This window comes from Aeromonas sp. A04 (genome assembly GCF_047780465.1).
Lineage (GTDB): Bacteria > Pseudomonadota > Gammaproteobacteria > Enterobacterales > Aeromonadaceae > Aeromonas > Aeromonas bestiarum.
Map to the genome: position 1 here is coordinate 1,408,272 of NZ_JBLNHP010000001.1, position 26,977 is coordinate 1,435,248.

29 protein-coding genes are annotated in these 26,977 nt (G+C 60.1%); 13 read left to right on the forward strand and 16 right to left on the reverse strand.

Translation table 11 applies throughout. From position 1 onward, the window contains the following. Positions 1–76: 76 nt before the first annotated feature. The 4 genes from ppnN (at position 77) to ACM3N8_RS06370 (ending at position 4,114) form a co-directional block, all read left to right on the forward strand. A complete protein-coding gene (ppnN, locus tag ACM3N8_RS06355) occupies positions 77–1,432 on the forward strand; it encodes a nucleotide 5'-monophosphate nucleosidase PpnN (RefSeq protein WP_011705076.1) in 1,356 nt (451 codons plus the stop codon). 136 nt (positions 1,433–1,568) lie between these two features. Next, positions 1,569–2,378 (forward strand): flap endonuclease Xni, encoded by an 810-nt coding sequence (gene xni / locus ACM3N8_RS06360; protein WP_290017344.1) that lies wholly within the window; start codon positions 1,569–1,571, stop codon positions 2,376–2,378. A gap of 163 nt (positions 2,379–2,541) precedes the next feature. Then, positions 2,542–3,549, forward strand: a complete 1,008-nt coding sequence (locus ACM3N8_RS06365) for an isocitrate dehydrogenase (RefSeq protein ID WP_103471411.1) — start codon at positions 2,542–2,544, stop codon at positions 3,547–3,549. A gap of 121 nt (positions 3,550–3,670) precedes the next feature. Beyond that, a complete protein-coding gene (locus ACM3N8_RS06370; protein ID WP_098984775.1) occupies positions 3,671–4,114 on the forward strand; it encodes a hypothetical protein in 444 nt (147 codons plus the stop codon). 74 nt (positions 4,115–4,188) lie between these two features. Here the strand turns inward: ACM3N8_RS06370 and rlmM are convergent, their stop codons facing one another. The 6 genes from rlmM to dinB form a co-directional block, all read right to left on the reverse strand. Then, a complete protein-coding gene (rlmM, locus tag ACM3N8_RS06375) occupies positions 4,189–5,283 on the reverse strand; it encodes a 23S rRNA (cytidine(2498)-2'-O)-methyltransferase RlmM (protein ID WP_043134451.1) in 1,095 nt (364 codons plus the stop codon). Beyond that, on the reverse strand, positions 5,276–5,674 hold the full coding sequence (locus tag ACM3N8_RS06380) for a DUF423 domain-containing protein (RefSeq protein ID WP_290017346.1): 399 nt from the start codon (positions 5,672–5,674) through the stop codon (positions 5,276–5,278). The genes rlmM and ACM3N8_RS06380 overlap by 8 nt, the downstream gene beginning before the upstream one ends. Before the next feature lie 31 nt (positions 5,675–5,705). Further along, complete coding sequence (locus tag ACM3N8_RS06385; protein WP_290017347.1) at positions 5,706–6,344, reverse strand: alpha/beta fold hydrolase; 639 nt, start codon at positions 6,342–6,344, stop codon at positions 5,706–5,708. Positions 6,345–6,390: 46 nt separating this feature from the next. After that, positions 6,391–7,311, reverse strand: coding sequence for a transcriptional regulator GcvA (locus ACM3N8_RS06390; RefSeq protein ID WP_043134445.1), 921 nt, complete (start codon positions 7,309–7,311; stop codon positions 6,391–6,393). 283 nt (positions 7,312–7,594) lie between these two features. Then, the gene (locus tag ACM3N8_RS06395; protein ID WP_290017348.1) at positions 7,595–9,736 is read right to left on the reverse strand and encodes a methyl-accepting chemotaxis protein; all 2,142 of its coding nucleotides are present in this window, start codon (positions 9,734–9,736) and stop codon (positions 7,595–7,597) included. Between the two features lie 66 nt (positions 9,737–9,802). Further along, complete coding sequence (dinB, locus tag ACM3N8_RS06400) at positions 9,803–10,855, reverse strand: DNA polymerase IV (protein ID WP_290017349.1); 1,053 nt, start codon at positions 10,853–10,855, stop codon at positions 9,803–9,805. 132 nt (positions 10,856–10,987) lie between these two features. Between dinB and ACM3N8_RS06405 the strand changes: the two genes are divergently transcribed. Continuing rightward, complete coding sequence (locus ACM3N8_RS06405; protein WP_103471417.1) at positions 10,988–11,206, forward strand: hypothetical protein; 219 nt, start codon at positions 10,988–10,990, stop codon at positions 11,204–11,206. Between the two features lie 90 nt (positions 11,207–11,296). Here ACM3N8_RS06405 and nqrM read toward each other — a convergent pair whose 3' ends face one another. From nqrM to ACM3N8_RS06450, 9 genes are all read right to left on the reverse strand, one after another. Beyond that, positions 11,297–11,521 carry a (Na+)-NQR maturation NqrM gene (gene nqrM, locus ACM3N8_RS06410; protein ID WP_042867164.1) on the reverse strand — a complete coding sequence of 75 codons (225 nt, stop codon included), beginning with the start codon at positions 11,519–11,521 and terminating at the stop codon, positions 11,297–11,299. 11 nt (positions 11,522–11,532) lie between these two features. Further along, positions 11,533–12,570, reverse strand: a complete 1,038-nt coding sequence (locus ACM3N8_RS06415; RefSeq protein ID WP_043554759.1) for an FAD:protein FMN transferase — start codon at positions 12,568–12,570, stop codon at positions 11,533–11,535. A gap of 3 nt (positions 12,571–12,573) precedes the next feature. Beyond that, positions 12,574–13,797 (reverse strand): NADH:ubiquinone reductase (Na(+)-transporting) subunit F, encoded by a 1,224-nt coding sequence (gene nqrF, locus ACM3N8_RS06420; protein WP_043134436.1) that lies wholly within the window; start codon positions 13,795–13,797, stop codon positions 12,574–12,576. A gap of 17 nt (positions 13,798–13,814) precedes the next feature. Beyond that, positions 13,815–14,411 (reverse strand): NADH:ubiquinone reductase (Na(+)-transporting) subunit E, encoded by a 597-nt coding sequence (gene nqrE, locus ACM3N8_RS06425; protein ID WP_005330713.1) that lies wholly within the window; start codon positions 14,409–14,411, stop codon positions 13,815–13,817. A gap of 3 nt (positions 14,412–14,414) precedes the next feature. Next, complete coding sequence (locus ACM3N8_RS06430; RefSeq protein ID WP_042867161.1) at positions 14,415–15,047, reverse strand: NADH:ubiquinone reductase (Na(+)-transporting) subunit D; 633 nt, start codon at positions 15,045–15,047, stop codon at positions 14,415–14,417. Next, on the reverse strand, positions 15,040–15,828 hold the full coding sequence (locus ACM3N8_RS06435; protein ID WP_043134434.1) for a Na(+)-translocating NADH-quinone reductase subunit C: 789 nt from the start codon (positions 15,826–15,828) through the stop codon (positions 15,040–15,042). Before ACM3N8_RS06435 ends, ACM3N8_RS06430 begins: the two co-directional genes overlap by 8 nt. Then, positions 15,818–17,047: an NADH:ubiquinone reductase (Na(+)-transporting) subunit B gene (locus tag ACM3N8_RS06440; RefSeq protein ID WP_043554758.1), complete on the reverse strand. Its 1,230-nt coding sequence runs from the start codon at positions 17,045–17,047 to the stop codon at positions 15,818–15,820. The genes ACM3N8_RS06435 and ACM3N8_RS06440 overlap by 11 nt, the downstream gene beginning before the upstream one ends. A gap of 3 nt (positions 17,048–17,050) precedes the next feature. Beyond that, entirely contained in the window at positions 17,051–18,394 is a 1,344-nt protein-coding gene (locus ACM3N8_RS06445; protein ID WP_416015723.1) for a Na(+)-translocating NADH-quinone reductase subunit A, read from the reverse strand. A 440-nt stretch (positions 18,395–18,834) separates the two neighbouring features. After that, positions 18,835–19,143, reverse strand: a complete 309-nt coding sequence (locus ACM3N8_RS06450) for a BolA family protein (protein WP_416015891.1) — start codon at positions 19,141–19,143, stop codon at positions 18,835–18,837. A gap of 206 nt (positions 19,144–19,349) precedes the next feature. Between ACM3N8_RS06450 and ACM3N8_RS06455 the strand changes: the two genes are divergently transcribed. The 6 genes from ACM3N8_RS06455 (at position 19,350) to ACM3N8_RS06480 (ending at position 24,565) form a co-directional block, all read left to right on the forward strand. Continuing rightward, the gene (locus ACM3N8_RS06455) at positions 19,350–20,492 is read left to right on the forward strand and encodes a methyltransferase (protein WP_290019870.1); all 1,143 of its coding nucleotides are present in this window, start codon (positions 19,350–19,352) and stop codon (positions 20,490–20,492) included. A 24-nt stretch (positions 20,493–20,516) separates the two neighbouring features. Next, complete coding sequence (locus ACM3N8_RS06460; RefSeq protein WP_043134428.1) at positions 20,517–21,089, forward strand: YajG family lipoprotein; 573 nt, start codon at positions 20,517–20,519, stop codon at positions 21,087–21,089. Between the two features lie 14 nt (positions 21,090–21,103). Then, complete coding sequence (locus ACM3N8_RS06465; RefSeq protein ID WP_042867155.1) at positions 21,104–21,655, forward strand: peptidylprolyl isomerase; 552 nt, start codon at positions 21,104–21,106, stop codon at positions 21,653–21,655. Between the two features lie 116 nt (positions 21,656–21,771). Next, the gene (locus ACM3N8_RS06470) at positions 21,772–22,101 is read left to right on the forward strand and encodes a hypothetical protein (RefSeq protein WP_290019871.1); all 330 of its coding nucleotides are present in this window, start codon (positions 21,772–21,774) and stop codon (positions 22,099–22,101) included. An 85-nt stretch (positions 22,102–22,186) separates the two neighbouring features. Next, on the forward strand, positions 22,187–23,566 hold the full coding sequence (locus ACM3N8_RS06475) for an AmpG family muropeptide MFS transporter (protein WP_103471423.1): 1,380 nt from the start codon (positions 22,187–22,189) through the stop codon (positions 23,564–23,566). A 156-nt stretch (positions 23,567–23,722) separates the two neighbouring features. After that, positions 23,723–24,565 (forward strand): outer membrane protein OmpK, encoded by an 843-nt coding sequence (locus ACM3N8_RS06480; RefSeq protein WP_043134423.1) that lies wholly within the window; start codon positions 23,723–23,725, stop codon positions 24,563–24,565. A 132-nt stretch (positions 24,566–24,697) separates the two neighbouring features. Here ACM3N8_RS06480 and ACM3N8_RS06485 read toward each other — a convergent pair whose 3' ends face one another. Continuing rightward, complete coding sequence (locus ACM3N8_RS06485; RefSeq protein WP_005311958.1) at positions 24,698–25,180, reverse strand: YajQ family cyclic di-GMP-binding protein; 483 nt, start codon at positions 25,178–25,180, stop codon at positions 24,698–24,700. A gap of 201 nt (positions 25,181–25,381) precedes the next feature. On the opposite strand from ACM3N8_RS06485, the gene ACM3N8_RS06490 reads away from it, so the two are divergent. Both ACM3N8_RS06490 and ACM3N8_RS06495 read left to right on the forward strand, forming a co-directional pair. Continuing rightward, on the forward strand, positions 25,382–26,314 hold the full coding sequence (locus tag ACM3N8_RS06490) for a ketopantoate reductase family protein (RefSeq protein ID WP_098984788.1): 933 nt from the start codon (positions 25,382–25,384) through the stop codon (positions 26,312–26,314). A 35-nt stretch (positions 26,315–26,349) separates the two neighbouring features. Continuing rightward, entirely contained in the window at positions 26,350–26,925 is a 576-nt protein-coding gene (locus tag ACM3N8_RS06495) for a DJ-1 family glyoxalase III (protein ID WP_098984789.1), read from the forward strand. The last annotated feature ends 52 nt before the right edge of the window (positions 26,926–26,977 follow it).

The window sequence follows — 26,977 nt, forward strand, 5'->3', positions numbered from 1 at the left end:
CAAGGGATGCCACAGGGCATCCCGTTTTCTCCCCAGGGAAAAGCACAACGATAACAAGCGAGTGAAAGGGGAACCTATGATTACGCACATCAATCCTGTCGGCAGCATGGACTTGCTGTCACAACTCGAGGTGGATCGCCTCAAACAAACAGCCTCCAGCGATATCTATCAACTGTTTCGCAACTGCTCGCTGGCAGTGCTCAACTCAGGTAGCCATACCGACAGCTCCAAAGAGATACTGGAGCGCTTCAAATCCTTTGATATTCATGTGATCCGGCGCGAGCGCGGGGTCAAACTCGAACTGTTCAATGCCCCCGAACACGCCTTTGTGGATGGCGAGATCATCCGCGGCATTCAGGAGCACCTCTTCTCCGTGCTGCGCGACATCCTCTATGTCTCGACCCAGCTGGAGTCGAACCGGCTGGTCAACCTGACCAGCTCCACCCACATCTCCAACGTGGTGTTCGCCATACTGCGCAACGCCAAGGCGATCCTGCCGGGCGCGGATCCCAACCTGGTGGTCTGCTGGGGCGGCCACTCCATCAACGAGATCGAGTACCAGTACACCCGCGCGGTGGGCAGCGAACTGGGGCTGCGCGAGCTCAACATCTGCACCGGCTGCGGCCCGGGTGCCATGGAAGGGCCCATGAAGGGCGCCGCCGTCGGCCACGCCAAGCAGCGGGTGCGCAACGGCCGTTACATAGGTCTGACCGAGCCGTCCATCATAGCCGCCGAGCCGCCCAACCCTATCGTCAACGAGCTGGTGATACTGCCGGATATCGAGAAGCGGCTGGAGGCCTTCGTCCGTCTGGGCCACGGCATCATCATATTCCCGGGCGGAGTCGGCACAGCCGAAGAGCTGCTCTACCTGCTCGGCATCATGATGCACCCGGCCAACGAGCGGCAGCCCATGCCGATCATCCTGACCGGTCCGAAGGAGAGCGCCGATTACTTCCGCGCCATCGATGACTTCGTCAAGGCGACCCTGGGCGAGCCTGCCACCAGCCTCTACCGGATCATCGTCGGCGATGCGCCGGAAGTGGCCCGGGTGATGAAGGAAGCTATGCCCAAGATCCGCGAATATCGCAAGTCGGTCGGCGATGCCTACTCCTTCAACTGGTCCCTCAAGATCGAGCCCGAGTTCCAGCTGCCGTTCGAGCCGGATCACGCCAACATGGCCAGCCTGGATCTGCACCGCAACCAGCCGCCCCAGCTGCTGGCGGCGAACCTGCGCCGAGCCTTCTCCGGCATAGTCGCCGGCAACGTCAAGGAAGGGGGCATTCGCGCCATCGAGAAGAAGGGTCCCTTCAAGCTGCACGGCGACAAGGAGCTGATGCACCTGATGGACAAGCTGCTGGAGAGCTTCGTCAAGCAGCAACGGATGAAGCTGCCGGGTAGCCAGTACGTGCCCTGTTACGAGATAGTGCGCTAAGGCTGGCATCGCAAGACGAAAATAGGGGCGCATTGGCGCCCCTATTTTACCTGCCTCTGGCATGCAAATGCCATCAATCCCCCATCAGACCGGCCTGTTTGTTACAATGGCGCGTCTCGACCGCCAAGAGTGTCCCATGTCAACTATCAGGCCGCACCTGCTCATCATAGATGCCCTCAACCTCATCCGTCGTCTGCATGCGGTGCAAGCCCAGCAGGCGCTGACCCCGGCCCAGGCGCTGATCGCCACCCGTGCCAACCTCATCAACACCTGCCGCAAGCTGCTGGCCGGAAGCGAGCCGACCCACGCCATAGCGGTATTTGACGGCGAGGTGCACAGCTGGCGCAAGGAGGTCTATCCGGCCTACAAGGAGGGGCGAACCCCCATGCCGGTCGAGCTACGCGAAGGCTTGAACAGCTTGCAGGATGCGTTCTGGGAGTGCGGCGTGGATGCCCTGCTCTCCCAGACCGACGAGGCGGATGACCTGATCGCCACCCTGGCCACCGGCATTGCCCAGCATGGGGCCAGGGCCACCATCATCTCCACCGACAAGGGGTTCTGCCAACTTATCTGCCCGCAGATCCAGATCCGCGACTACTTCAACAAGCGCTGGCTGGATGCCGCCTTCGTCGAGCAGCAATACGGGGTGGCGCCGGCGCAACTGGTGGATTTCTGGGCCCTCACCGGTATAGGTGGCTCCAACATCAAGGGGGTGCCCGGCATAGGCCCCAAGACAGCGACCCAGTTGCTGCAACAACATGGCAGCTTGTCGGCACTGCTCGCAGCCTGCCAGCAGGAGGGTGCCGGCAAACCCTTGCTCAAGCTGCGCCAGCACCAGGATGAGGCCCTGCTGGCCCAGCGGCTGGTGCAGCTGCAGCGGGACATTCCATTGGGGTTCAACCTGCGGGAGATACGCTATCCTCCTGTGCCAGACAGCGAGGCCTGACAGGCCTCCCCCCATACCCCAGCAATCCTGCCAATCATGACGGGACTCACCCTTGCTGTTGACAAAAGCAGATAGAATGTAAAGAAACATGGAGGGTTAGGTGTAGAAATGGTATAAAACGGCCGAATCCTCCCCCTCTGTTCCCTAGAAGTGGATACCTCTCATGTCAAAAAGAAAAATTACCGTCATCCCGGGCGACGGCATTGGCCCCAGCATCATAGAATCCGCCATCCAGATCCTGACCCACGCCGGTTGTGACTTCGAATACGAATATGCGGATGCCGGTCTGGTCGCGCTGGAGAAGCACGGCGAGCTGCTGCCCCAGGCCACCCTGGATCTGATCGAGAAGAACAAGGTCAGCCTGAAAGGCCCGCTCACCACCCCGGTCGGCGGCGGCTTCACCTCCATCAACGTCTCCCTGCGCAAGAAATTCAACCTCTACGCCAACGTCCGCCCCGTCATCTCCTTCAAGGGCACCCGCAGCCGTTACGACAACATCGACATCATCACGGTACGGGAGAACACCGAGGGCATGTACTCGGGCGCCGGCCAGAAGCGCAGCGATGACAACCAGAGCGCCGAGGCGATGAGCATCATCACCCGCGACGGGGCCGAGCGCATCGTCAAGTTCGCCTTCGAGCTGGCCCGTCAGGAAGGGCGCAAGAAGGTCACCATCATCCACAAGGCCAACATCCTCAAGTCCACCTCGGGCCTGTTCCTGGAAGTGGCCCGTGAAGTGGCGGCCCGCTATCCGGATATCCAGAGCGAGGAGATGATCGTCGATGCCGCCTGCATGAACCTGGTGATGTACCCGGAGCGGTTCGACGTCATGGTCACCACCAACCTGTTCGGCGACATCCTCTCTGATCTGTGCGCCGGTCTGGTGGGTGGCCTCGGCATGGCGCCGGGCGCCAACATAGGGGATGGCGCCGCCATCTTCGAAGCGGTGCACGGTTCGGCACCGGATATCGCCGGCAAGAACATCGCCAACCCGACCTCGGTGATCCTCGCCTCCATCCAGATGCTGGAATATCTGGGCATGCAGGACAAGGCTGAACGCATTCGGGAAGCGGTGCGCGCCACCATAGAATCCGGCGATCGGGTCACCCGGGATCTGGGGGGCTCGGCCTCCACCAGCGAGTTCACCCAGTCCATCATAGATCGGCTGTAATCTAGTCTAATGTATTGATTTTAAAAGGGAGCCTCGGCTCCCTTTGTTTTATCTCGCGGCGCGCTACCCCCCTCATCGATTGGCTACTATGTTCAATAGATAAGGGATAAGGAGATCCATTATGCGCGCTATTTTCAGCCTGCTGCTCATCAGCAGCAGTGTCATGGCAGTAGACAGACCGGTCGACAATGCCTGGAAAGAACTACCGGCATCCGGCACCCAGCAAGCCAGCCAGGTCTGGCGCTCCACCATGGATACCAACGAGCTGCTCAAGGCGCCCAAACCGCTCTCCTTCGGGGTGGACATAGTGACCGACAGCAATGGCAACAGCCAGGTCACCCCCTATCAGAAGCTGAATCTGACCGCCGAGAAGAGCGTGAGCCTCTCCTTCGAGCAGCACAAACCCAGGATCAAGTTCAAGGCCGGTGGCATGAACACCTCCATCAAGTTGCGCGGCAACGGGGTCAAGCTGGAGTTCAGCCCGACCGATCGCTCCATCCCCCTCGACATAGAGCTCAAGCTCACCGACGGCGAGTCCTCCCTGCGCTTCGACTATCGCTTCTAGGCCTGCATAAACGACAGGACCGACAGCATCTCTGCTGTCGGTCCTGTTTTCCGTTCACGGCAAGGCGCCGGACGTCAGTCCTTGGCTTCCAGCTTGGAGACCCAGTACTTGTTGTAGACGTGTACCGTGATCTCTTCGCGATCGTGGTAGAGCTGCTTGGCCTGGATGACGAAGGCGTTGTCGATCTCCTTGAGCAGGCCGCGCAACACCTCTATGTTGTGCACAGCTTCGGCGTAACGCTTCTTCATCGGCAGCTTGAGGTTGAACACCGCCTCCTGGCAGTCGTTCTCGCGGAACCAGTCGGCAATCATGTGAACAACCCGTGCCGGCTTCTCCACCATGTCGCACACCAGCCAGTAGATGTTCTTCTTGCTGGGACGCCACACAAAACCGTCGTCACGCAGGTGCTTCACCTGGCCTGTATCCATCAGGGAGGGAGCCATGGTGCCGTTATCCACCGCGGTCACCATCATGCCGCGACGCACCAGCTGATGCGTCCAGCCACCCGGGCAGGCACCGAGATCGACCGCCTTCATGCCGGAGGTGAGGCGCAGGTCCCACTCTTCCCGTGGCACGAACACGTAGAAGGCCTCTTCCAGCTTGAGGCTGGAGCGGCTCGGGGCATCCGGCGGGCAGCGCAGACGCGGTATGCCCATGTGGAATTCGGAGTTGTTGAACGAGTAGGAGTAACCGATCAGCAGGTGATCGTTGGCCATGAAGAAGGCGTGGAACACCGGACGGTGCGGCGTCTCCTTCTTGGTCAGCAACTCGTTGCTGCGCAGCGCCTGACGAAGCGGCACTGTGAACTTGCGGCAGAAGGCCGACAGCTCTTTCGCCTCGTTGGTGTCGGCTGTCTCCACCCGCAGATCGCCGCAGATGGTATAGCTGGCGGCCGCCTCCAGGATGGGAGAGATCCGGTCGGAGAGATCCAGATCCTTCAGCTCATGGGTCACCACCAGCATCTGGCGGATGAAGATGAGCTCCTTGAATGGCAGCTTGCGGGCCAGCAGATCGGCCTGCTCCTCGTCATACAGCTCGAATATCACATAACCGCTGTCGTCCTTGACCCGGGCGAAACCGTAACACTGCATGTTACTGGCACGTTCGGTGATCTCTGCCGCCGCCTCTTTCTCAAAACCGGGGCGGCAATAAAGCAGCAGATTATTCATTTTTTCCTCCAAGACGACAGCCAGCCCATATCAGAGCCGCCCATCCCAACATAAAACAGAGGCCACCGGCCGGGGTAATGAGCCCCAGCCCCTTGCTGCCGAGCAGCACCATGGCGTAAATACTGCCGGAAAATCCGAGGATCCCCAGCACAAATGCGAAGCCCGCAAAGGTGATCACCTTGCTGCGCACACCGCACCAACCCAGCACCAGCAGGGCCAGTGCGTGAAAAAACTGATATTGCACGGCTGTGTTGAACGCCGCCAGCAGCGAAGGCGTGATGCCGCTCGCCGCCAGGCCGTGGGCACCGTAGGCCCCCAGCAGGGTTGCCGTCAGGCCAAACAGGCCCGCCAGCACCAACCAATGCCGCTGAAACTCTCGCTGGTTCTGCATCCTTGGCTCCTCCTTGTCTCGCTCACCACCGTCAGGCTTCAACCCGAGTGGAGGCGATAAAGCTCTTTATCCGATCGGCCGCCTGTTGCAGGTTCTCCTGCTCGCTCACTCCACTCGCTTTTCGCGGTTTGAAGCCATGGTCACCATCGGTCAGCCAGTGGACCGATACGTGGGGTGAGAAGGGAAAATCTGCCAGTTCGGCGCGCGTGCCGAAGGTATCGCGCTCCCCTTGCAACAGCAGGGTCGGCGTCTTGATCTGCTTGAGCACTTCGCCCCGCCAGCTGTCAGGCTTGGCCGGGGGGTGGAAAGGATACCCGAGAATGAGCAATCCTGCAGCATTCATCTCGTCCTCTCCTTCGCGATACAGCTCTGCCGCCATGCGTCCCCCCATGGACTTGCCCGCCAGAAACAGTCTTGGATGGGCAAACTCGCGCACCATCTGACGCCAATGGTCGAGCAACACGGGCGCTCTGTCCGGCGGTCTGCGCTTGCCGTCCTGAGCCCGCTTGCTCATGTAGGGGAAGTTGAAACGCACCACCTCGACATCGGGCCCCGCCAGCAGGCGTGACAGCTCGGCGAGAAAGGCGTGTTCCATGCCGGCACCGGCGCCGTGGGCCAGCAAAATGCGAACGGGGGCATCGCTTGCCCCCTCCCTTATCACCTCAGTCATGACGTCCTCTCTCACACAATCACCTCAGTGCCTCACCCATCAGACCTCATGCATCGGCGAGCCGTGCCCGGCGACGGGCCTCCTCCTGCTCCACCAGCTCCAGCATCCAGTCGCGGAAGGCCACTATCTTGCCCTGATCCGACTGCTGCTCCTGGCATACCAGGTAGAAGGCGTTCTTGCTCACCAGCACCTGTTCGAACGGGCAGATGAGGCGACCGGCCTCTATTTCGGGCTGGGCCAGCACGCTGTGGCCGAGCGCTACCCCCTGGCCGTGGATCGCCGCCTGGATCACCATGGTCGAGTGGCTGAAGATGGGCCCCTGATTGACGTTGGGGGCATCTATATCGAGCTGGCGAAACCAGGCCTTCCAGTCACGGCGGGAGGTATCGTGCAGCAAGGTATGACGGGTCAGATCATCCGGGGTGCGCAGAGGCTTGGGGCCAGTCAGCAGCAGCGGCGAACAGACGGGGATCAGGTATTCGGTGTGCAGCTTGTCGGATCTCAGCCCAGGCCAGTTGCCACGGCCGTAGTAGATGGCCACGTCCACATCGTCGGTGAGCGACCCCTCGTCCATGTCCACCGCCTTGATCCGCACGTCTATGTCCGGATGGCGTTCGCTGAACTTCACCAGCCTGGGCACCAGCCACTGGATGGCAAAACTCGGCTGCAGACTGACGGTGAGCGCCCCCTTGGCGCTGCGGGCCAGCAGCTTGTCGGTCGCCTCCGAGATGGAGCTGAAGATGTCCTTGATGTCGAGGAAGTAGCCCTGCCCCTCTTCGGTCAGCAGCAGCGAGCGGTTCTTGCGGCGAAACAGCTTGATGCCGAGATACTCCTCCAGCGCCTTGATCTGGTGACTGATGGCAGCCTGGGTCACGAACAGTTCTTCCGCAGCCCGGGTGAAGCTTAAGTGACGAGCCGCGGCTTCGAATGCTTTCAGTGCATTGAGCGGGGGTAAACGACGAGACATGAGACCAGCCGACGATGAGTTTTTCTAATGGGCCGCATTATAATTTGTCGGTTGCGGGCCGACCAGTGAATAAACATAATTCGCTTCGCAATCCGTTGTCATATGGCTCACTTTTTCTCTTCCATGTTGGTTTACATGTGATTTTTGTGAGTCAGTGGTCTGCGATTGTGGTGTTGTGTTTCTTCCTCTGCGGGAAGAGGGGCTTAAATCGGACCGATTTAACCCAGTCTGTCATCTGAATGTGTTTGGCGCCTCCGGTTGGATGGCGCCTTTTTTCTTATCCCTATACCTTGAACTGCCCCACCAGCTGCTGCTGTTTGTCCGCCAGCGCCGACAACTCGCGCCCGTTTTCGGCGGAGGTCGCCGCCTCGGCCCGTATGGTGTGGCTCACATCACGAATGTTGCTGACGTTGCGATTGATCTCGTCCGCCACCCCGCTCTGCTCCTGCGCCGCCCGGGCAATCTGCTCGTTCATCTGATGTATGGTCGCCACCGCATGGATGATCTGCTCCAGCACGCTGACCGACAGATCCACCTTTGTCAGCGTCACATCCGCCTGGCTGTGGCCCGTCATGATCGCCTTGACCACGGCCTGGGTACCGGATTGCAACTGCCCTATGAGGGTCTGGATCTCGACGATGGCGTTCTGGGTACGCCCCGCCAGATTGCGCACCTCGTCGGCCACCACGGCGAAGCCGCGGCCCTGCTCACCGGCCCGCGCCGCCTCGATGGCCGCGTTCAGCGCCAGCAGGTTGGTCTGCTCGGCGATCCCCTGGATCACCACCAGGATGTCGTTGATGTTCTCGCTGTTGGCGGAGAGCCGCTCCACCACCGGCTTGGCGTCGCTGATCACCGCCATCAGCTTGCGCATCGCCTCCTGGGTATCGGCCACCACGTACTTGCCCTCCTGCGCCGAGGTATCGGCCTGGTTGGCTGCCGCCACCGCCGAGTTGGCGTTGCCCGCCACCTGCAGCGCGGTGGCGCTCAGCTCTTCGAAGGCGGTCGCCACCAGATCCACCTCCTGATACTGGGCCTGCATGCCGGCGCTGGTGCGCTCGGCAACCTGGGCCGCCTGCTCAGCGCTGGCGCGGGTGCCGGCGACCGTGTCTATCACCTGACTGATGGTGGTCTGCAACTTGTTGAGGAAGCTGTTGAACCACTTGGCCAGCTCACCTATCTCGTCATCGCGATGCAAGTCGATGCGCTGGGTCAGATCCCCCTCCCCGGTGGCTATGTCCTTGAGGCGGGCCACCACGGCGCGGATGGGCGCCACTATCTGATGAGCCATCAGCCAGATGCAGAGCAGCCCGATCGCCGAGATCACGCCGCCGATCACCAGCTGGGTGACCACGCTGCGATTGGCCTGGCTGGAGAGATCCTCTTGCAACTGACGGGCCGAGGCCAGCACCACGCTGCGGGGCAGCTCTATATAGATGCCCCATGTCTGCGCGGTGCCGCGCATCCTGACCGGCACGAAGGTTTGCAGCAAAGAACCGTCCGGGCTCCAGCGGGTCATGGTCTGCCCCTGGCCGAGCCAGCCGGTCAGATCGCCGGCCAGCGCCTGGTATTGTTGGCCCAGCGAGCTGCCCAGGGTCACGTCAAAACCATCCACCCCGGCGGCGCGCCCTTCGTGACTGACCAGCAGCACCTTGCCCTGACCGTCATAGAGCGCCTGATCCATCTCCTTGACCAGGTTTTGCAAGGTGGCCAGCGAAATATCGACCCCGACCATGCCAAGCAGGGTCTCCTGCTCCAGCAGGGGGACTGTTACCGAGGTCATCAGCACCTTCTGCGACCCCACATCGTCGAGATAAGGTTCGAGCAGACAGAGCGCCTTGCTGCGGATGCTGCAGCGATACCATTCGTTCTCCACCCCGCCGGCCGCCGTCGGACTCTCGTCCGCCAGCACGGATTCGTTTTGCACCTCGGCTTCTATCTTGCCGTCGACCCGGGCCCAATAGGTGGAGAAGCGCCCCTTGTCGTTGGCCCCAAGCGCACTGGAGCCATGGTAGTTGCTGTCCTCCCCGTCGAGCTGATCCGGCTCGAACACCGCATAAACACCGAGCAGATTGGCCGAGGAGGCCGCCGCATCGTGCAGTTGCTGATTGACGGCGCCACGCAGCGTCTCGGAGGAGCCGAAGTTGTCGGCCGCATTCTTGCGCTGGAACAGGATCCCCTGGGCCAGCAGGGTGGTTCGGAAATAGGCCTCATCCAGATAACTGGTGACCTTGGCCGCCTGCTCGGATCCCATCGCCTTCATCCAGTTTTCGGCCGAACGCTGCGCCTCCTCAGTGGTGGAGGTCAGCACCTGATCCTGCATCCTGGCGGCGCTATAGAGAGAAGAGGCGACCAGGGCACCGGCACTGGCCAACAAACAACAACCGGCGATCAGGGTAATGCGCCCCTGAACAGAAAGAGAACTCATGCCACCATTCCTAACTTCGTACAGATGTGCTCAGTGTATCGGTTTTGGAAACAAAAACTTAACCTATCAGGCGAAATCCAGGCTGAGCTGGTTAACTTCTCCGTCACGGGGCAGCCCGACCACCAGCCCGAGCAACCGGATCGGCTTGCCCTGTGCCCGCAGCAGCCCCTCATGGAGCAGATCGTGAAACAGCTCAGGCTGATAGCCGCCACGACGATAGACTGTGGTCTGCTGAAAATCGGCAAACTTGAGCTTGATCCCCTGCCCCATCAGCGCCTCTGCCGGGCAGGCCTTGGCAAAGCGCTGCTCCAGCTCGGGAATGAGCCGGCTCAGCACCTGCCAGCAGGCGGCCTCATCCAGCACGTCGCTGGCCAGGGTTGTCTCCACGCCTATGGTCTTGCGCACCCGCTGGGCCTGCACGGGCTGATCGTCATGGCCCCAGATCCGCCCCGTCAGCATCTCTCCCAGCTTGCCGAATCGGGCGATCAGCTCCTCGCTGCTGAGCACTCTCGCATCTTCGCAGGAGTAAAGCCCCTGGGATTCCAGCCGATCGGCCGTCTTGCGCCCAATTCCCGGCAGCTTGGCCAACGGCAGCTGGCGCACGAACTCGTCCACCTCATTCGGCTTTATCACGAACAGGCCGTCGGGCTTGCGCTGCTCCGAGGCCAGCTTGGCCAGAAACTTGTTCGGTGCCACCCCGGCCGAGGCGGTCAACCCGAGCTCGGCCACTATGGCGTGGCGGATCTCGGCCGCCATCAGGGTGGCACTGCCGCCACAGCAGGGGCTGTCGGTGACGTCGAGATAGGCTTCGTCGAGGGAAAGCGGCTCCACCAGCTCGGTGTAGCGCAGGAAGATGGCGCGCAGCTGGCGGGAGATCTCCTTGTAGAGCGCCATCCGGCCGGGAATGAGCACCAGCGGCGGGCAGAGCTTCTTGGCCAGGCCGCTCGGCATGGCGGAACGCACCCCGAAACGGCGCGCCACATAGTTGCAGGTGGAGATGACGCCGCGCCTGTCTGCCGAGCCGCCGATGGCCAGCGGCACCTCGCGCAGGGCCGGGTTGTCCCGCATCTCTACCGCCGCGTAGAAGCAGTCCATGTCGATGTGAATGATTTTGCGCATACCACTGTACGGATAAACAGGTAACCTGCCTATGCTAACCCAGCGCTGCCGTTTCTGCCATCGGCATGAAGCGACGAACAGGCATAGACTCTTAAGGCACCATTCACCACCCCATGGGTCAAGGAGGACGAGATGAAAACACTCTGGCTGGGATTAGGGCTGGGGTTCTGCCTGCTGCCGCAGCCTGGCAGCAGCAAGGACAACCCGACTGCCGAATGCAGCTGGCTGTATGACCGCATAGCGGCACTGGAAAAGGCCATCAAGCAGGGCGACGAGCTGGGCACACGGGAAGAACTGGCGCGCTGGCAGGCCGAATTCAACAAGAAAGCCTGTCGTCAATACGACTACTGAGCACACCGCCATAAAAAAGCGGGCTGACCACAAGGTCAGCCCGCCTGTTATCCAGCATGGGACCAAATACGACTTCGGCCCCCGACCCGCTCAGATGATCCGGTTGTCGATCAGCATCTTGCGACGGGCCTCTTCCTTGGCCATCTTCTTCTTGCGGTTGTCACAGGGCTCCGGACAATCGCACTCTTTCTCGATGCCGATCGTGCCCAGCCCACCGCAGGAACCTGAGATGGTCTTCTTCTGGAAGATGTAACCTATGGCCATGGCCACCACGACCGCCAGAAACACCCCGAAGGTGATCAAGAAAATCTGCATGCTACTGCCTCTTACTTTCTAACCAGATACTGTTTGAAGGCATCTGAATACGCCTCTTCAAAGCCATCGGCCGTCTTGGTGATCACGAAGATAGCCAGCCCGCGCTCCTTGGCATAGGCCAGGCTCTTCTCGGGCCCGAGCACCATGAACACGGTCGCCAGCCCGTCTGCCGTCATGCAGGAGGGGTGGATCACGGTCACCGACACCATGCGATGCTGGATGGGCTTGCCCGTCATGGGATCTATGGTGTGGGAGAAGCGCTGGCCGTCCATCTCGTAATAGTTGCGGTATTCACCCGAGGTGGCAACCCCGTTGTCACCGGCCACTATCACTTCCTGAACGGAACCGGCATTGGCAGTCGGCTTCTCGATGGCTACGCGCCAGGGGTGACCCTTGCCGTTGACGCCATTGATGCGCAGCTCACCGCCGATCTCCACCAGATAGTTGTGAGACCCCATGGCTTCCAGATACTCGGCCACCTTGTCCACCCCAAAGCCCTTGGCGATGGCGGAGAGATCCACGTAGAGATCCGGAATGTCCTTTTGCAGGGTATCCGCATCGGCGGAGGTGATCACGTGCAGATTGCCCAGCCCTGTCTTCTGGCGGGTCTGGGTGATCAGCTCCTCGGACGGGATCTTGGTCGGACGTGCATCCGGCCCGAAACCCCACAGATTGACCAGGGGACCGACGGTCACGTCCAGCGCGCCGCGGCTCTCACGGCCCAGATGCAGGGATTCAGTCACCACACGCGCGGTATCGCGAGAGACCACCACTGGGGTCGAGCTGCGGTGCTGGTTGAAACGCGACAGCTCGGAGTCGGGACGATAGGTCGACATCTGGTCGTTGACCCGCTCCAGCAGGACATCGACCTCGGCCTGGAACTTGGCCGGATCCGTGATGACGTTGTCCGCCACCTTGATGGAGTAGTAGGTACCCATGGTGCTGCCGGTGATGTGGATCTCCGGCTTGGATTGGACCGTTTCCTGACCGCACCCAGTCAAGAAAAAGGCTAGCCCGAAGGCTAGCCAGGTCTTTACAACACTGTGCATTGATTAACCACCAAAGTCATCCAGCAAGATGTTTTCGTCTTCAACACCGAGGTTTTTCAGCATGTTGATGACGGCAGCGTTCATGACGGGAGGCCCGCACATGTAAAATTCACAATCTTCCGGCGCCTCGTGGTTCTTGAGATAGTTCTCGAACAAGACGTTGTGGATGAAGCCTGTGTAACCATCCCAGTTGTCTTCCGGTTGCGGATCAGACAGGGCAACGTGCCACTGGAAGTTGTCGTTCTCGGCGGCCAGCATGTCGAAGTCTTCGACATAGAACATCTCGCGTTTGGAACGGGCACCGTACCAGAAGCTCATCTTGCGATGGGTCTTCAGGCGACGCAGCTGGTCAAAGATATGGGAGCGCATCGGCGCCATACCCGCACCACCACCGATGAACACCATCTCGGCGTCTGTGTCCTTGGCGAAGAACTCGCCAAACGGACCCGAGATGGTCACCTTGTCGCCAGCCTTGAGGCTGAAGATGTAGGAGGACATCTGGCCGGGAGGCGCAGTCCAGTTGCTGGGCGGCGGGGTCGCGATCCGCACGTTCAGCATTATGATGCCGAACTCTTCCGGATAGTTGGCCATGGAATAAGCACGAATGATCGGCTCGTTGACCTTGGACTCCAGCTCGAAGATCTTGAAGCGATCCCAGTCCCCGCGATACTCCTCGGGGATATCGAAGTGCTTGTACTGCACATGGTGAGCAGGGGCTTCGATCTGGATATAACCACCGGCGCGGAACGGGACGCTCTCGCCATCGGGGATCTGCAGCTTGAGCTCCTTGATGAAGGTGGCCTTGTTGTCATTGGAGATGACGGTACAGTCCCACTTCTTCACCCCGAAGATCTCTTCCGGCAGCTCGATGTCCATGTCGCCACGCACAGTGACCTGACAGGCCAGACGCTCGCCATGACGGGCCTCGCCCTTGCTGATGTGATCCAGCTCAGTCGGCAGAATATCGCCGCCGCCGGCTTTCACCCGCACCTTGCACTGACCACAGGAGCCACCGCCGCCACAGGCGGAGGAGACGAAGATACCGCTGCCGGCCAGTACGCCGAGCAGCTTGCCACCCGCCGGGCTGGTGACAGCCTTGGCCGGGTCGCCGTTGATGCTGATTGTCACGTCACCTGCGGTCACCAGCTTGGACTTGGCGAACAGAATGACTGCTACCAGGGCCAGCAGGATCACGGTGAACATGACCACACCCAGAATAATTTCCATCTATATTTCCTTTCCGATTACAGGGAAATACCAGAGAAGGACATGAAGCCCAGCGCCATCAGACCCGCGGTGATGAAGGTGATGCCCAGACCACGCAGGCCTTCCGGTACATCGGAGTACTTCATCTTCTCGCGGATCCCTGCCATCGCGACTATGGCCAGCATCCAGCCTGCACCCGACCCCACGCCATAGACCACGGACTCCACGAAGTTGTAGTCACGCTGCACCATGAAGGAGACGCCACCGAAGATGGCGCAGTTCACCGTGATGAGCGGCAGGAAGATGCCAAGCGCGTTGTAGAGCGCAGGGAAATACTTGTCCAGCGCCATTTCCAGGATCTGCACCAGGGCCGCAATCACACCGATGAAGGTGATGAAGCTCAGGAAGCTCAGATCCAGGCCGGAGACCAGGGCGCCATCTTTGAGGACGTAGTTGTAGATCAGGTTGTTGGCCGGAACGGCAACGGTCTGAACCACGATAACGGCAATCCCCAGACCCATGGCGGTCTTGACCTTCTTGGACACAGCCAGGAAGGTACACATCCCCAGGAAGAAGGAGAGGGCCAGGTTTTCGATGAAAATCGAACGAATCAACAGACTCAGATAGTGTTCCATACCTTAATCCTTCGCCTCCACCTGCTTGGGATCCCTGGTGCGAACGCCCCAGATGATCAGACCAATGATGAAGAACGCACTCGGCGGCAACAGCAACAGGCCGTTAGGCACGTACCAGCCACCATTGTTCACCAGCGGCAGCAGCTCGATACCGAACCAGGTACCCGAGCCCAGGATCTCTCGCACGGTCGCCACGACCAGCAGCACGGCGCCATAGCCCAGACCGTTGCCGATACCGTCCAGGAAAGAGGGCAGCGGGGCGCTCTTCATGGCATAGGCTTCGGCACGACCCATCACGATGCAGTTGGTGATGATCAGACCCACGAATACCGACAGTTGCTTGGAGATGTCATAGGCATACGCCTTGAGCACCTGGTCAACCACGATAACCAGTGAGGCAATCACCGCCATCTGGGCGATGATCCGCACGCTGTTCGGGATCTGGTTGCGGATCAGGGAGATGAACAGGTTGGAGAAGGCGGTGACCGCGGTCACCGCCAGCGTCATCACGAACGCCGTCTTCATCTGGCTGGTAACGGCCAGCGCGGAACAGACACCCAGCACCTGCAGTGCGATGGGGTTGTTGCCGAGCACAGGCGTCAACAGCAACTTCTTCATTTCGCTCTTGTCAGCCATTGTTGATTTCTCCTGCACGAATCTTGGCCAGGAAAGGACCGAAGCCCTTGGGTCCCATCCAGAAGTCGAACGTGTGCTGTACACCGTTACCTGTCAGGGTGGCACCGGACAGACCATCGATCTCATGCTCGGAACCTGCCGGAGCATGGCCCTTGATGACGCGCAACGCCGGCATGCCGTCCTGATCGAACAGCTTCTTGCCGATGAACAGACCTTGCCAGGCCGGGTTCTCGATCTCGCCGCCCAGACCCGGGGTTTCACCGTGGTCATAGTAGGTGATGCCCTTGATGGTCTGACCGTCAGCCGCCACGGCGACGAAGGCATACATGGTGGACCACAGACCCTGGCCGTAGATAGGCAGGATGATGTTGTCGACCTTGCCCTCGGCATCTTTGGCGAAGAACACCGGGATCAGTCTGGAGATTTGACGCAGACCGGCCTTGTCGTCGGCAGATGCCAGACGAATGCTCTTGGCCGGGTCTTTCGCTGCCAGCTTGGTGTCGAAGTTGTCGGCATCGCCGTCAACGAACTCACCCGTGGTCAGGTCCACCAGACGCGCTTCAATCTTGTCGCCGTACAGCTGGGCCAGATCACGCTTGGCCACGCTGCTGACATCGACACCGGCGACGGACAGTATGTTGCTTTGCTTGTCCAGCGCCTTGTTTTCCAGCTGAGCCGGACGCAGCCCCACGGCAGCCACTGAGACCACGATGGAACAGACCAGACACAGACCGGTTACAACCGTCAGGGTGCCGACAGTAGAGTCTTTATTAAACGCCACGAGCGATCCTCCGCTTGATGTTCGCCTGCGCCACGAAATGGTCAAACAAGGGGGCAAACAGGTTGGCAAACAGAATGGCCAGCATCATGCCTTCCGGGAACGCGGGGTTCACGACACGGATCAGCACCACCATGACGCCGATCAGGGCGCCATACCACCACTTGCCCTTGTTGGTAAAGGCGGCGGAGACAGGATCGGTCGCCATGAAGGCCATGCCAAAGGCGAAGCCGCCCAGCACCAGATGCCAGTGCCACGGCATGTTGAACATGGGGTTGGTGTCTGAACCAATGACGTTGAACAGCAGGGAGGTGGCGACCATGCCGATCATCACACCGGCGATGATGCGCCAGGAGGCGATCCGCATGTAGACGATCATGGCGGCACCGATGAGGATCATCAGGGTGGAGACTTCACCGATGGAACCCGGAAGGTTGCCGAGGAAGGCATCCATCCAGCTGATGGCCTGACCGGTGGCACCGTTGATCAGCGCCATCTGGCCGCCCTGGGCCCACTGGCTCAGTGCGGTCGCGCCCGAGTAGCCGTCAACGGCAACCCAGACGGCATCACCTGAGATTTGGCCAGGGTAGGCGAAGAACAGGAAGGCACGACCCGCCAGGGCCGGGTTCAGGAAGTTCTTGCCGGTACCACCGAACACTTCCTTGGCCAGCACCACACCGAAGGTGATACCCAGCGCGGCTTGCCACAGGGGCAGCTCGGGCGGCACTATCAGGGCGAACAGGATGGAGGTCACGAAGAAGCCTTCGTTGATCTCGTGCTTGCGCACCATGGCGAACAGCACTTCCCAGAAACCGCCGACCAGGAACACGGTCAGGTAGATGGGCAGGAAGTGAGTGGCACCGATCAGCATCTTGCTGCCGATGCCGGCCACGGCAGGATCCAGCGAGGCACCCAGCAGTTGCGCCAGCGCATATTGCCAGGTGTCGGCACCGGCAGCCGTGCCCAGATGGGCAATGGCGGCAATCGCCTGATTGCCGACGTTGAACATGCCCCAGAACATGGCCGGGAACACGGCCAGCCACACCATGATCATCATGCGTTTCAGATCGATCGCATCACGGACGTGGGCAGCATTGCGGGTCACGGACCCGGGGGTATAAAACAGGGTGTACGCCGCCTCGAACAGGGCATAGTACTTGGAGTACTTGCCGCCCGGCTCGAAGTGATGTTCCATATTTTCAAGAAGTTGCTTGAAACTCATCGCTTAACCTTCCAGTTCTATCTTGGTCAGGCACTCACGCAAGACTGGGCCGTATTCTGTCTTGCCGGGGCAGACGAAGGTACAGAGCGCCAAATCTTCCTCATCCAGCTCCAGACAACCGAGCGCCTGGGCGCTGTCGATGTCACCGGAGACCAGATCCCGCAGCAGCAGGGTCGGCAGGATGTCGAGCGGCATCACGCGCTCATAGTTGCCGATAGGCACCATGGAGCGATCACTACCGTTGGTGGTGGTAGTGAAGTTGATGAGTTTGCCCTTCATCAGATGAGAGAGGGTGGTACGGGTGATGGAGAACTTGCTGGCGCTGGGATTGACCCAACCCAGGAACTCTTTCTCACGCCCCTCGCCCAGCACGCTCACCTGATTGTGGTAACGACCCAGGTAGTCATGCACCCCTTCGGCCTTGGCACCACTCAGGATGGAACCGGAAATGACACGGTTTTCATCCGCACGCAGCTCGTTGTTGGTCAGCTGGCTGATGCAGGCGCCCATGCGGGTGCGCAGCAGGCGTGGCTTGACCACGTTCGGACCGGCCAGGGAGATCACCTTGTCGGTGAAGATCTGGCCTGTGGTGAACAGCTTGCCGTAAGCGATGACATCCTGATAGTTGATGTACCACTGCACCTTCTTGGCGCTGACCGGATCCAGGAAGTGGATGTGGGTACCAGGCAGACCGGCAGGGTGCGGGCCGACGAACACTTCCTCTTTGACTTGCGCCAGGGAAGCGTGCGGCAGGCTGGCCTCGCCCTTGCAGACATGGACGGCGCCATCGGTCAGGCGAGTCAATACCGCCAGACCATCGAGGAAAGCCTGAGCCTGTTCCTTGATGATGAGGTCGCTATTGGCGGCCAGCGGGTTGGTGTCCATCGCGGTGACGAAGATGGCGCGCGGGGTTGAGCCCACTGCCGGTACCTTGCTGAATGGGCGGGTACGCAACGCAGTCCATTGGCCTGACGCGACCAGGATCTCTTGCACCTTGCTGCGCGCGAGCTGTGCGAGCTCGGCAGACGCAAAGTGTTCAAAGGTCACCTGCTCGTCGGACCCATCGAGTTCGATGACGACAGATTGCAGAATGCGCTTGGCACCCCGGTTGATCTCAGAAACCACACCGGTGGCGGGGGCCGTGAATTTAACGCCGGGATTCTTCTTATCTTCGAAGAGCTCCTGACCTTTAATGACGCGATCACCTACTTTGACGAACATAGTAGGTCGCATCCCCACGAACTCTTCGCCGAGTGTAGCAACACGGGTGATGGCCGGGCCATCGTAGATTACTTGCTCCGGAGCACCCAGCACGGGGATCTCCAGTCCTCTTTTAATTGTAATCATACTCACTTGCACTACCGTTAAGGGAAGACAGGTTGGTTAGCGCCGAGAAATACATCACGACGAGTTGTTGAATGAGCCCGTTCATGTTGCGAAAAAATGTCGAAGAAACAAACAAATCAGCAACATACAGGGTCATTCAAAAGCGCCTGAGTTTAGCACTTATGGCAAGTTTACTGCCATGCAAAATGGGGAAAATCCCCGCTCTATCACAAAATCATCGAAATTTAATCACGCCGATTTCTTCACTAAACCTCAGGATTTGCCTCGAGTTAGCCATTAATACCTCAAAATAGGTAATGGCGTTTATGTTCAAAAATAGATTAGAAATTTTGATGTCTGGGCAGGAGAGCGACCCCACGAGCCAGGACTCGGGGCGCCGCCAAAAAACGTTTATTAATTGTTAACTAATCGAGGATTGAGTAATCAACTCGTCAATAGCCTTAGGCCGGGCCATTCTTGCCGACACAACTCGGGGTCGTCGGCGCCTGTTCCCGTTGCTGCCACTCCTGCTCCGTATAGGTATGCAACGCCAGTGCATGAATGGCACCCGCCAGCTCGTCGGCCAGCACCCCATTGACCTGGCGGTGACGAGCCAGCAGTCGCTGACCCTCGAAGTCCTGGCTCACCACCACCACCTTGAAATGGCTCTCTGAGCCCGGCGCTACCCTGTGCATGTAGCTTTCGTTGATCACCTCCAGGTGGCTGGGGGACAAGGCAGCGGCCAGCTTGGCCTCGATCTGTTGTTGCATGGTCACGAGCAAAACTCCCAAAATGGATGTCCGGCCATTGTAGCCAGGGTTGGCAGTATGACGAAATCGTCCGGCACGGGAAAAGAGGCGCGGTTTTGCCCCTCGCCCGGTGCCGCCGGGCTGGTGAAATTCTCCGCCCCCGCTAGAATAGCGCCACTTTGCGCCCCGCCGGCGCCTGTTTTATGAATCATCTGGACGCTTCGCTTATGCAAACCCTTCTCGACACGGCTCATTGTCGTCTGACCCTGTATCGCTATCCACGCCAGAGCCAGGATCCGTTGCAGGCCTGGGATGCGGCAGACGAGTACCTGATCAATACCCTGGCAGAGGCGCCACTCGAGCAGACCGGCCCCGTCATCATCATGAACGACGGCTTCGGGGCCCTGGCCGCCTACCTGCACGGCCATGCCCCCGTCTGTGTGAGCGACTCCCATATCAGCGAGCGGGCCACCCTGGCCAACCTCGCGGAGAACGGGCTGGATCCCCATGCCATCACGCTGCAGGATGCGCTGGCGCCATTGCCTGCAGCCCCCGCACTGGTGGTGATCAAGGTCTCCAAGTATCAGGCGCTGCTGGAGCAGCAACTGTTGGCCCTGCGCCAGGTGGCAACCCCGGCCACCCGCATCCTCGCCGCCGGCAAGGCCAAGGACATTCACAGCTCCACTCTGGCGCTGTTTGAAAAATACCTGGGACCGACCCGCACCTCGCTGGCCTGGAAGAAGGCACGCCTCATTCACTGCACCCCGGCCGGTACGCCCGCCGAACGCCCCGTGCTGGCCAATCCCTTCCCCACGGTCTGGCCGCTGGAGGGCACCGACATGCTCATCCACAACCATGCCAATGTGTTTTCGCGCACCAGCCTGGATATAGGCGCCCGCTTTATGCTGGACAACCTTCCGATCCATAGCGCACGACGCGTGATCGATCTGGGTTGCGGCAACGGTGTGCTGGGGCTGGCGCTGCTGGCGCGGGATGCCGAGGTGGAGGTGACCTTCATCGACGAATCCCACATGGCGGTCGCCTCGGCGCGGCTCAACGTCGAACACAATCTGCCGGATGCCCTGCCCCGCGCCCGCTTCATGGTCAACAACTGTCTCGATGGGGTGGAAGTCGGCTCGGCGGATCGGATCCTCTGCAACCCGCCCTTCCATCAGTTGCAGGCGATCACCGATCATATCGCCTGGCAGATGTTCAGCGATGCCCACCGGGTGTTGCCCCAGGGGGGCGAACTCTGGATAGTAGGCAACCGTCACCTGGATTATCACAACAAACTCAAGCGCCTGTTTGCCAATGCACAAGTCGTTGCGTCGAACAGCAAATTCGTTATTTTGAAAGCCATCAAACGCTAAACAGAAAGATAAAGGAAACCCATGATGAAAAAGTCACTCTTGCTGCTGGCCGCCCTGACGCTGGGTGGTTGTGCGACTCACTGGCCGGAAACCGCCCTGCTCAACCCGCAGGTGATTCCTTCCAATCAGCAGTACTACTCGGGCAACCGCATCACCCTGGAAGGGGTCGACAAGCGTGAAGCCGCCTACGTCTTCTCCATCAAGAAGAAAGAGAAGGCCGCCGTGCTGGTCAACAGCGAGCAGCCGCTCAACAACCTGCTGGCCGAGAAACTGGCCGAAGGCCTGCGCAGCCAGGGGCTGGAAGTGGGCAACAGCGGTACCACCAACCTGACCCTGGCCATCTCCAGCGCCGCGGTCACGGTGGAAGAGAAAACCTTCACCTATGTCACCAAGTCCCGCGTCAGCCTGCAGGTAATGGCCGACTTCCAGGGCAGCAAGCTGACCAAGCAGTTCAACATGTCCTCCAGCAAGGAAGGTCCGGGTGAACCGACCATGGCCGAGCTGGAATCCATCCTGAACCAGCAGCTGGGCAGCCTGCTGCAACAGATCATGGCGGACAATGCCCTGCGTGGTTATCTCAAGGGTCAGCCGAGCTGAGCGAGGAGAGTCAAATGAAAAAACTCTGGTTACTGGCCATGCTGATCGCCCCGCTGGCGTTCGCCGGCCCCAAGGTCAGGATGGAGACCAACCACGGCAACATAGTGGTGGAGCTGGCCTCCAAGCAGGCGCCGCAGACGGTGAAAAACTTCCTGCGCTACGTGGCGGACGGCAGCTATGACGGCAGCCTGTTCCACCGGGTGATCCAGGACTTCGTGGTGCAGGGGGGCGGCTATAACCAGCAGTTCCAGCAACTGCCGACCCTGGATCCCGTGGTCAACGAGTCCAAGGGAGGCTTGCCCAACAAGCGTGGCAGCATCGCCATGGCCCGCACCCAGGCCGTGGACAGCGCCACCCGCCAGTTCTACTTCAACCTGACCGACAACAACAACCTCAACGCCAATGCCGGCGCCGGTTATACCGTGTTCGGCCAGGTGGTGCAGGGCATGGAGGTGCTGGACAAGCTGGCCCAGGTGCAGACGGGTTACAGCTCCATCCTGCGCGCCAACGACGTGCCCACCAGCCCCATCATCCTGAAGAAGGTGGTGTTGCTGGCGGAGAAATAACGCGGGCCGGATCACATTCCGCCGCGTCTTTGCCCGGGTCACCGGCGCCCCTTTCTATACTCTGGCCTTGCCCCATGTTCCCGGGGTATGGCCCACATGAGGAGAAGGAGGTTCCGGTGACCTGCAACGAGTACCTAGCCCAACACACAGTCCCGCTGGCCCGGGCGGTTCGTCACTTTCTGGCACGAGAAATTTCCTATCAGCAGTTGAAAGACTTGAGCTGGCAGCTCCTCTCCCACTGGCAAGACTTGCCCCATATACCCGCAGACAAACAACCGGCTACCGACCGGGAAGGGGTGTTCTGGCACCTGCTGCACAGCCTGCATCAGTGGGATGAGCAGCAGATCATCGCCGACGTCTGGCTGCGCCTGCAGCTGATGGAATGCGCCAACTATCTGACCACAGAGGGCCCCTGCCCGCGCCACTGCATGGGTTCGCGCCCCTGAATCCAGACCCGCCACGCTCGGCTTGCCTTGGCTATCCCCCCCGAACCTGACAAAATGGCGCAATTTTCCCAGAGGAGTCAGGTATTTGAACACTGTCCGCACACCGAGCTGGCGAGACTCGCTCGCCGTCTACCTTGAGACTCGGGTTCTCATACTGTTTGCCATGGGTTTCTCGTCCGGCCTGCCTCTGCTGCTGGTGTTTGGCACCCTCTCGTTCTGGCTGCGCGAGGCCGATGTCAGCCTGACCGACATCGGCTACATGAGCTGGGTGGCGCTGGCCTATGGCTTCAAATGGCTGTGGTCGCCGCTGGTTGACCGGATGCCGCTGCCGCTGCTCTCCCGCTGGCTGGGGCGCCGCCGCAGCTGGATGCTGCTCTCCCAGCTGCTGATTGCCCTCTCGCTGGTGGGCATGGCCTATTGCGATCCCAAGACCCAGCTCGCCCAGCTCGCCCTGTTTGCCCTGCTGGTGGCGTTTTGCTCCGCGACGCAGGACATAGTCATCGACGCCTATCGCATCGAGTCGGCGCCGGAGCGGTTGCAGGCGGCCATGGCGGCCTCCTACATGACGGGTTACCGACTGGCGATGATCATGGCCGGCGCGGGGGCGCTGGCACTGGCGGCCTGGCTCGGCAGCAACAGCGGCTATGACTACCGTGGCTGGCAACTCACCTATCTGCTGATGGCGGGGCTCATGTCCCTCGGCGTCATCACCACCCTGATCTGCCACGAACCGGACATAGATCTCGCCGGTCAGAACGATCAGCAGGAGGCGCGCAAGGCGCTGCTGCTCTCCCGTGGCTGGCCCACCTCGCTGGCCGGCATCGGCGCCTGGATCTACGAGGCCATCTGGTGTCCGTTTGCCGATTTCTTCCGCCGTTACGGCGGCTCGGCCATGCTGATCCTGGGGCTCATCGCCTGCTATCGCATCTCGGATGTGGTGATGGGGGTGATGTCCAACAGCTTCTACGTGGACCTGCAGTTCAGCAAGACGGAAGTGGCCACCATCACCAAGGTGTATGGCGTCATCATGACGCTGGTGGGGGCCGCCCTGGGGGGCGTGCTGGTGATGCGCTTTGGCACCCTGCGCATCCTGTTCCTCGGCGCCCTGCTCACCGCCAGCACCAATCTGCTGTTCGCCCTGCTCAACGAAGTGGGCCACAACCTGGAGCTGCTGACCCTGATCATCTCGGTCGACAACCTCAGCGCCGGCATAGCGACAGCCGCCTTCGTGACCTATCTGTCGAGCCTGACCAACGTGGCCTTCTCCGCCACCCAATACGCCCTGTTCAGCTCCGTCATGCTGCTGATGCCCAAGCTGCTGGCGGGTTTCTCCGGGCGTTTCGTCGAACAGTTCGGCTACAGCACCTTCTTTATCGGCACCAGCCTGCTCGGCATTCCTGTGTTGATCCTGATCTTGCTGGTTGCCAAACGAGGAAGAGACTTGCTCTCGCAACAGGATAAATAGCAAGCGTTTGCGTGAAATTGGGGGTGATTAGATTCACACTTCCGAATAAAGTTCCCCGGCTCTTGTTTCTCCGATGAATTTATTTGGCTAGAATCCCTTCCGCTCCTTGTGGGCAGGCTACGGAAAACCTCAACTAACGCACAAGAGACCAATAAAATGGCCAAATTTACCAAGACTCTGATCGCTGCCGGTCTGCTGGCTGCTGCCGCCACCCCGGCCTTCGCTGCTGACTACAGCGGTGACATCCACAAGAACGATTACAAGTGGATGCAGTTCAACGTCATGCATACCATCGACCAACGTCCTTTCACCACTGGTGCAGAAGATTACAACGACACCTACTTCGAAATGGAATTTGGCGGTCGTTCCGGTCTGTTTGACCTGTACGGTTACGTCGATGTGTTCGACATCTTCGATTCCCGTCACAGCGACAAGCACAAGGGTCAGAACCTCTTCATGAAGTTTGCGCCGCGTATGTCTCTGGATGCGCTGACTGGTAAAGATCTCTCCTTCGGCCCGGTGCAAGAGGTGTACATCGCCTCCCTGAACAACATCGGCGACAACCAGATGGAAAACATGATCGGTCTGGGTGCTGACGTACAGGTGCCTTGGTTCGGTAAAGTGGGTATGAACCTGTATGCCCGCCACGCCACCGAAAACCAGTTCTTCACCGAAGAAGAAGGTGAGTGGAACGGTTACTGGTTCGCCATGAACTGGTTCAAGCCTTTCTACACCTTCAGCAACGGCAGCTTCGTCTCCTACCAGGGCTACCTGGATTACGCCTTCGATCTGGACACCCACGACCGTGCCGACCGTACCAGCGACAACCTGGCGACCTTCCACGGTATCTACTGGCACTCTGACCGCTATGCTGTCGGTTACGGCCTGAAGTACTTCATGGATGCCTACGGCACCAAAGATGGCTCTACCGCCTACGACGGTACCCCCTGGAAGAGCTCTGGCTTCAGCCACTACTTCTCCGTTACCTACAAGTTCTGATAGAACGGGTAATGCGGATACAAAAAACCGGAGCAGCTGCTCCGGTTTTTTTATGGCTCTGTCATCGAACCTTTTACTGTCGCACCGCGTGGCGGTCGCATAAGGGGGAGGGCCGAACCCTCCCGCCCGTCATCAATCGCGGAAATTCTGGAACTGCATCGGCTGACCCAGCTCGGCACCACGTACCAGCGCCATGGCCTCCTGCAGATCGTCACGCTTCTTGCCGGTGACGCGCACTTCATCACCCTGAATGGCGACCTGCACCTTGATCTTGGAATCCTTGATCAGCTTCACCAGTTTCTTGGCGATCTCTTTCTCGATCCCCTGCTTGAACTTGACGTTCAGGTGGAAACGCTTGCCGGAGTGAACGCTGTCGCCCACGTCCATTGAGCTGTTCTCGATGTTGCGCTTGAGCAGGGCTGCGCGCAGGATCTCGACCATCTGCTTAAGCTGGAAGTCGGCATCGGCCTCCAGCTTCACTTCTTCCTTGTTCAGCTCGAAGCTGGCTTCAACACCACGAAAATCGAAACGGGTCGCCAGTTCACGATTGGCGTTATCGACGGCGTTCAACACCTCGTTCATTTTGACTTCAGAGACAATATCGAATGACGGCATGTCAGGGCTCCTCATGTTGCGCTATAAGGGGGCAAATCTACCAGAAAACCGGCAAATTTGCTGATTTCGATGGGGTTGCTCTGCTAGAATCCCCTGCGCACAGGAATGGCGAGACCCGTTAGTGTCCGCCACGCAACATCTTCACTTATCCCCGGCGGGCGGTTGACCGGAATGCAACCCCTACCTTGATTGAGTCTCTCCATGCCAAGCGGATTACAGAGTTCCCGACTGCCCTCCTCCCCCCAATGGTCACTGCTGGGCTGCGGCGCCCTGGGTGGCGTCTTCGCCTCCCTGCTGACTCTAAGCGGTCAACCTACCCGCGTCTTGCTGCGCGATCGTCACCGTTCGACCCTGCATCCCGGGATCGACTTCACCTCGCTGGAGGGCCATACCCAGCTGATCGCCATCGAACGCGGCTTCATCAGCCAGCCCGGCCAGATCAAGCGTCTGCTGGTGATGACCAAGGCTGGTCAGGTGGTGTCGGCCCTGACGCCGCTGGTGGGCAAGCTGGCGGCAGGCGTGCCCATAGTGCTGCTGCACAACGGCATGGGCATAGCCGAGCAGGTGGTCCAGCTGTTCCCCCATAACCCTGTCATCGCGGGTGTCACCAGCCATGGCGCCATGCAAAGCGGCCACTTCGTGTTCCGCCATACCGGCAAGGGTGAAACCTGGCTCGGCCCGGTCAATGAGGCGGCCAAGGCCCATGCCTCCCTGGCGGACGATCTCGGTGCCGCCCTCGGCCAGGCCGGTTGGGATGAGCAGATCCTGGCTCGCCAGTGGCAAAAACTCGCCATCAACTGCGCCATCAATCCGCTGACCGCGCTCTATAAACTCAAGAATGGTGAGCTGGCCGGCCCCCGCTTCGCCGATGTCCTGCAACAGATCTGCGTGGAAGTGGCGGACGTGATGCAGGCCGAAGGCCAGCCCACCAGCAACGATGAGCTGCTGCGCCGCGCCATGACGGTGGTGGAGCTCACCGCCGACAATTACTCTTCCATGTATCAGGACATGGAGCTGGGCCGAGAGACCGAGATCGAGGCCATCACCGGCTTCCTGCTGGCCAGGGCCGCCCGGCACGGCATCGCAGTACCGGTCAATCAGGGCCTCTATCAGGCCATCAAAGAGAAGAGCTGAGCCTGGCGAGATCGCGGGCAACTAAGGAGTGCAGTATGACAGTACTGGTATTGGTAGCCCCCGGCTCGGAAGAGATAGAGACGGTCGCCATCGTCGACACCCTGGTGCGCGCCCGCATCGAGGTGCTGCTCGCCTCCTGCTGTCCTGCCGGTCTGCGCCAGATCCGCGCCTCCCGCGGGGTGCAACTCGTCGCTGACTATCATATCGACGAGCTGACCAGCCGTGACTTCGAGGCCATAGTCGTGCCGGGCGGTTTGCCCGGCAGCGAAGCGATCCGCGATACGCCGCTCGCCATCGACCTGCTCAGGGAGCAGGCGACGCTCGGCCGCTGGCGAGCAGCCATTTGCGCCGCCCCCGCAGTGGTGCTGCAACACCACGATCTGCTGGGGGATGCCAGCGTCACCTGTCATCCGGGCTTTCAAGCAAGCCTGCCAGCCGCACACTTGAGTAAGGCGCGGGTCGTGACGGATGAGGCTCATCGCCTGATCACCAGCCAGGGGCCAGGCACCGCCATCGAATTTGCCCTCGAAATCGTGCGGGTGCTGCGCGGGGACGACACAGCCCTCGCGGTGGCCGGCCCCATGGTGATGCCCCCTTCTGTCATGCCATGACCCCTGTTGCCATCGCGGATGCCCTCTCGTCATGACAGAGCGCCCCTTGCCT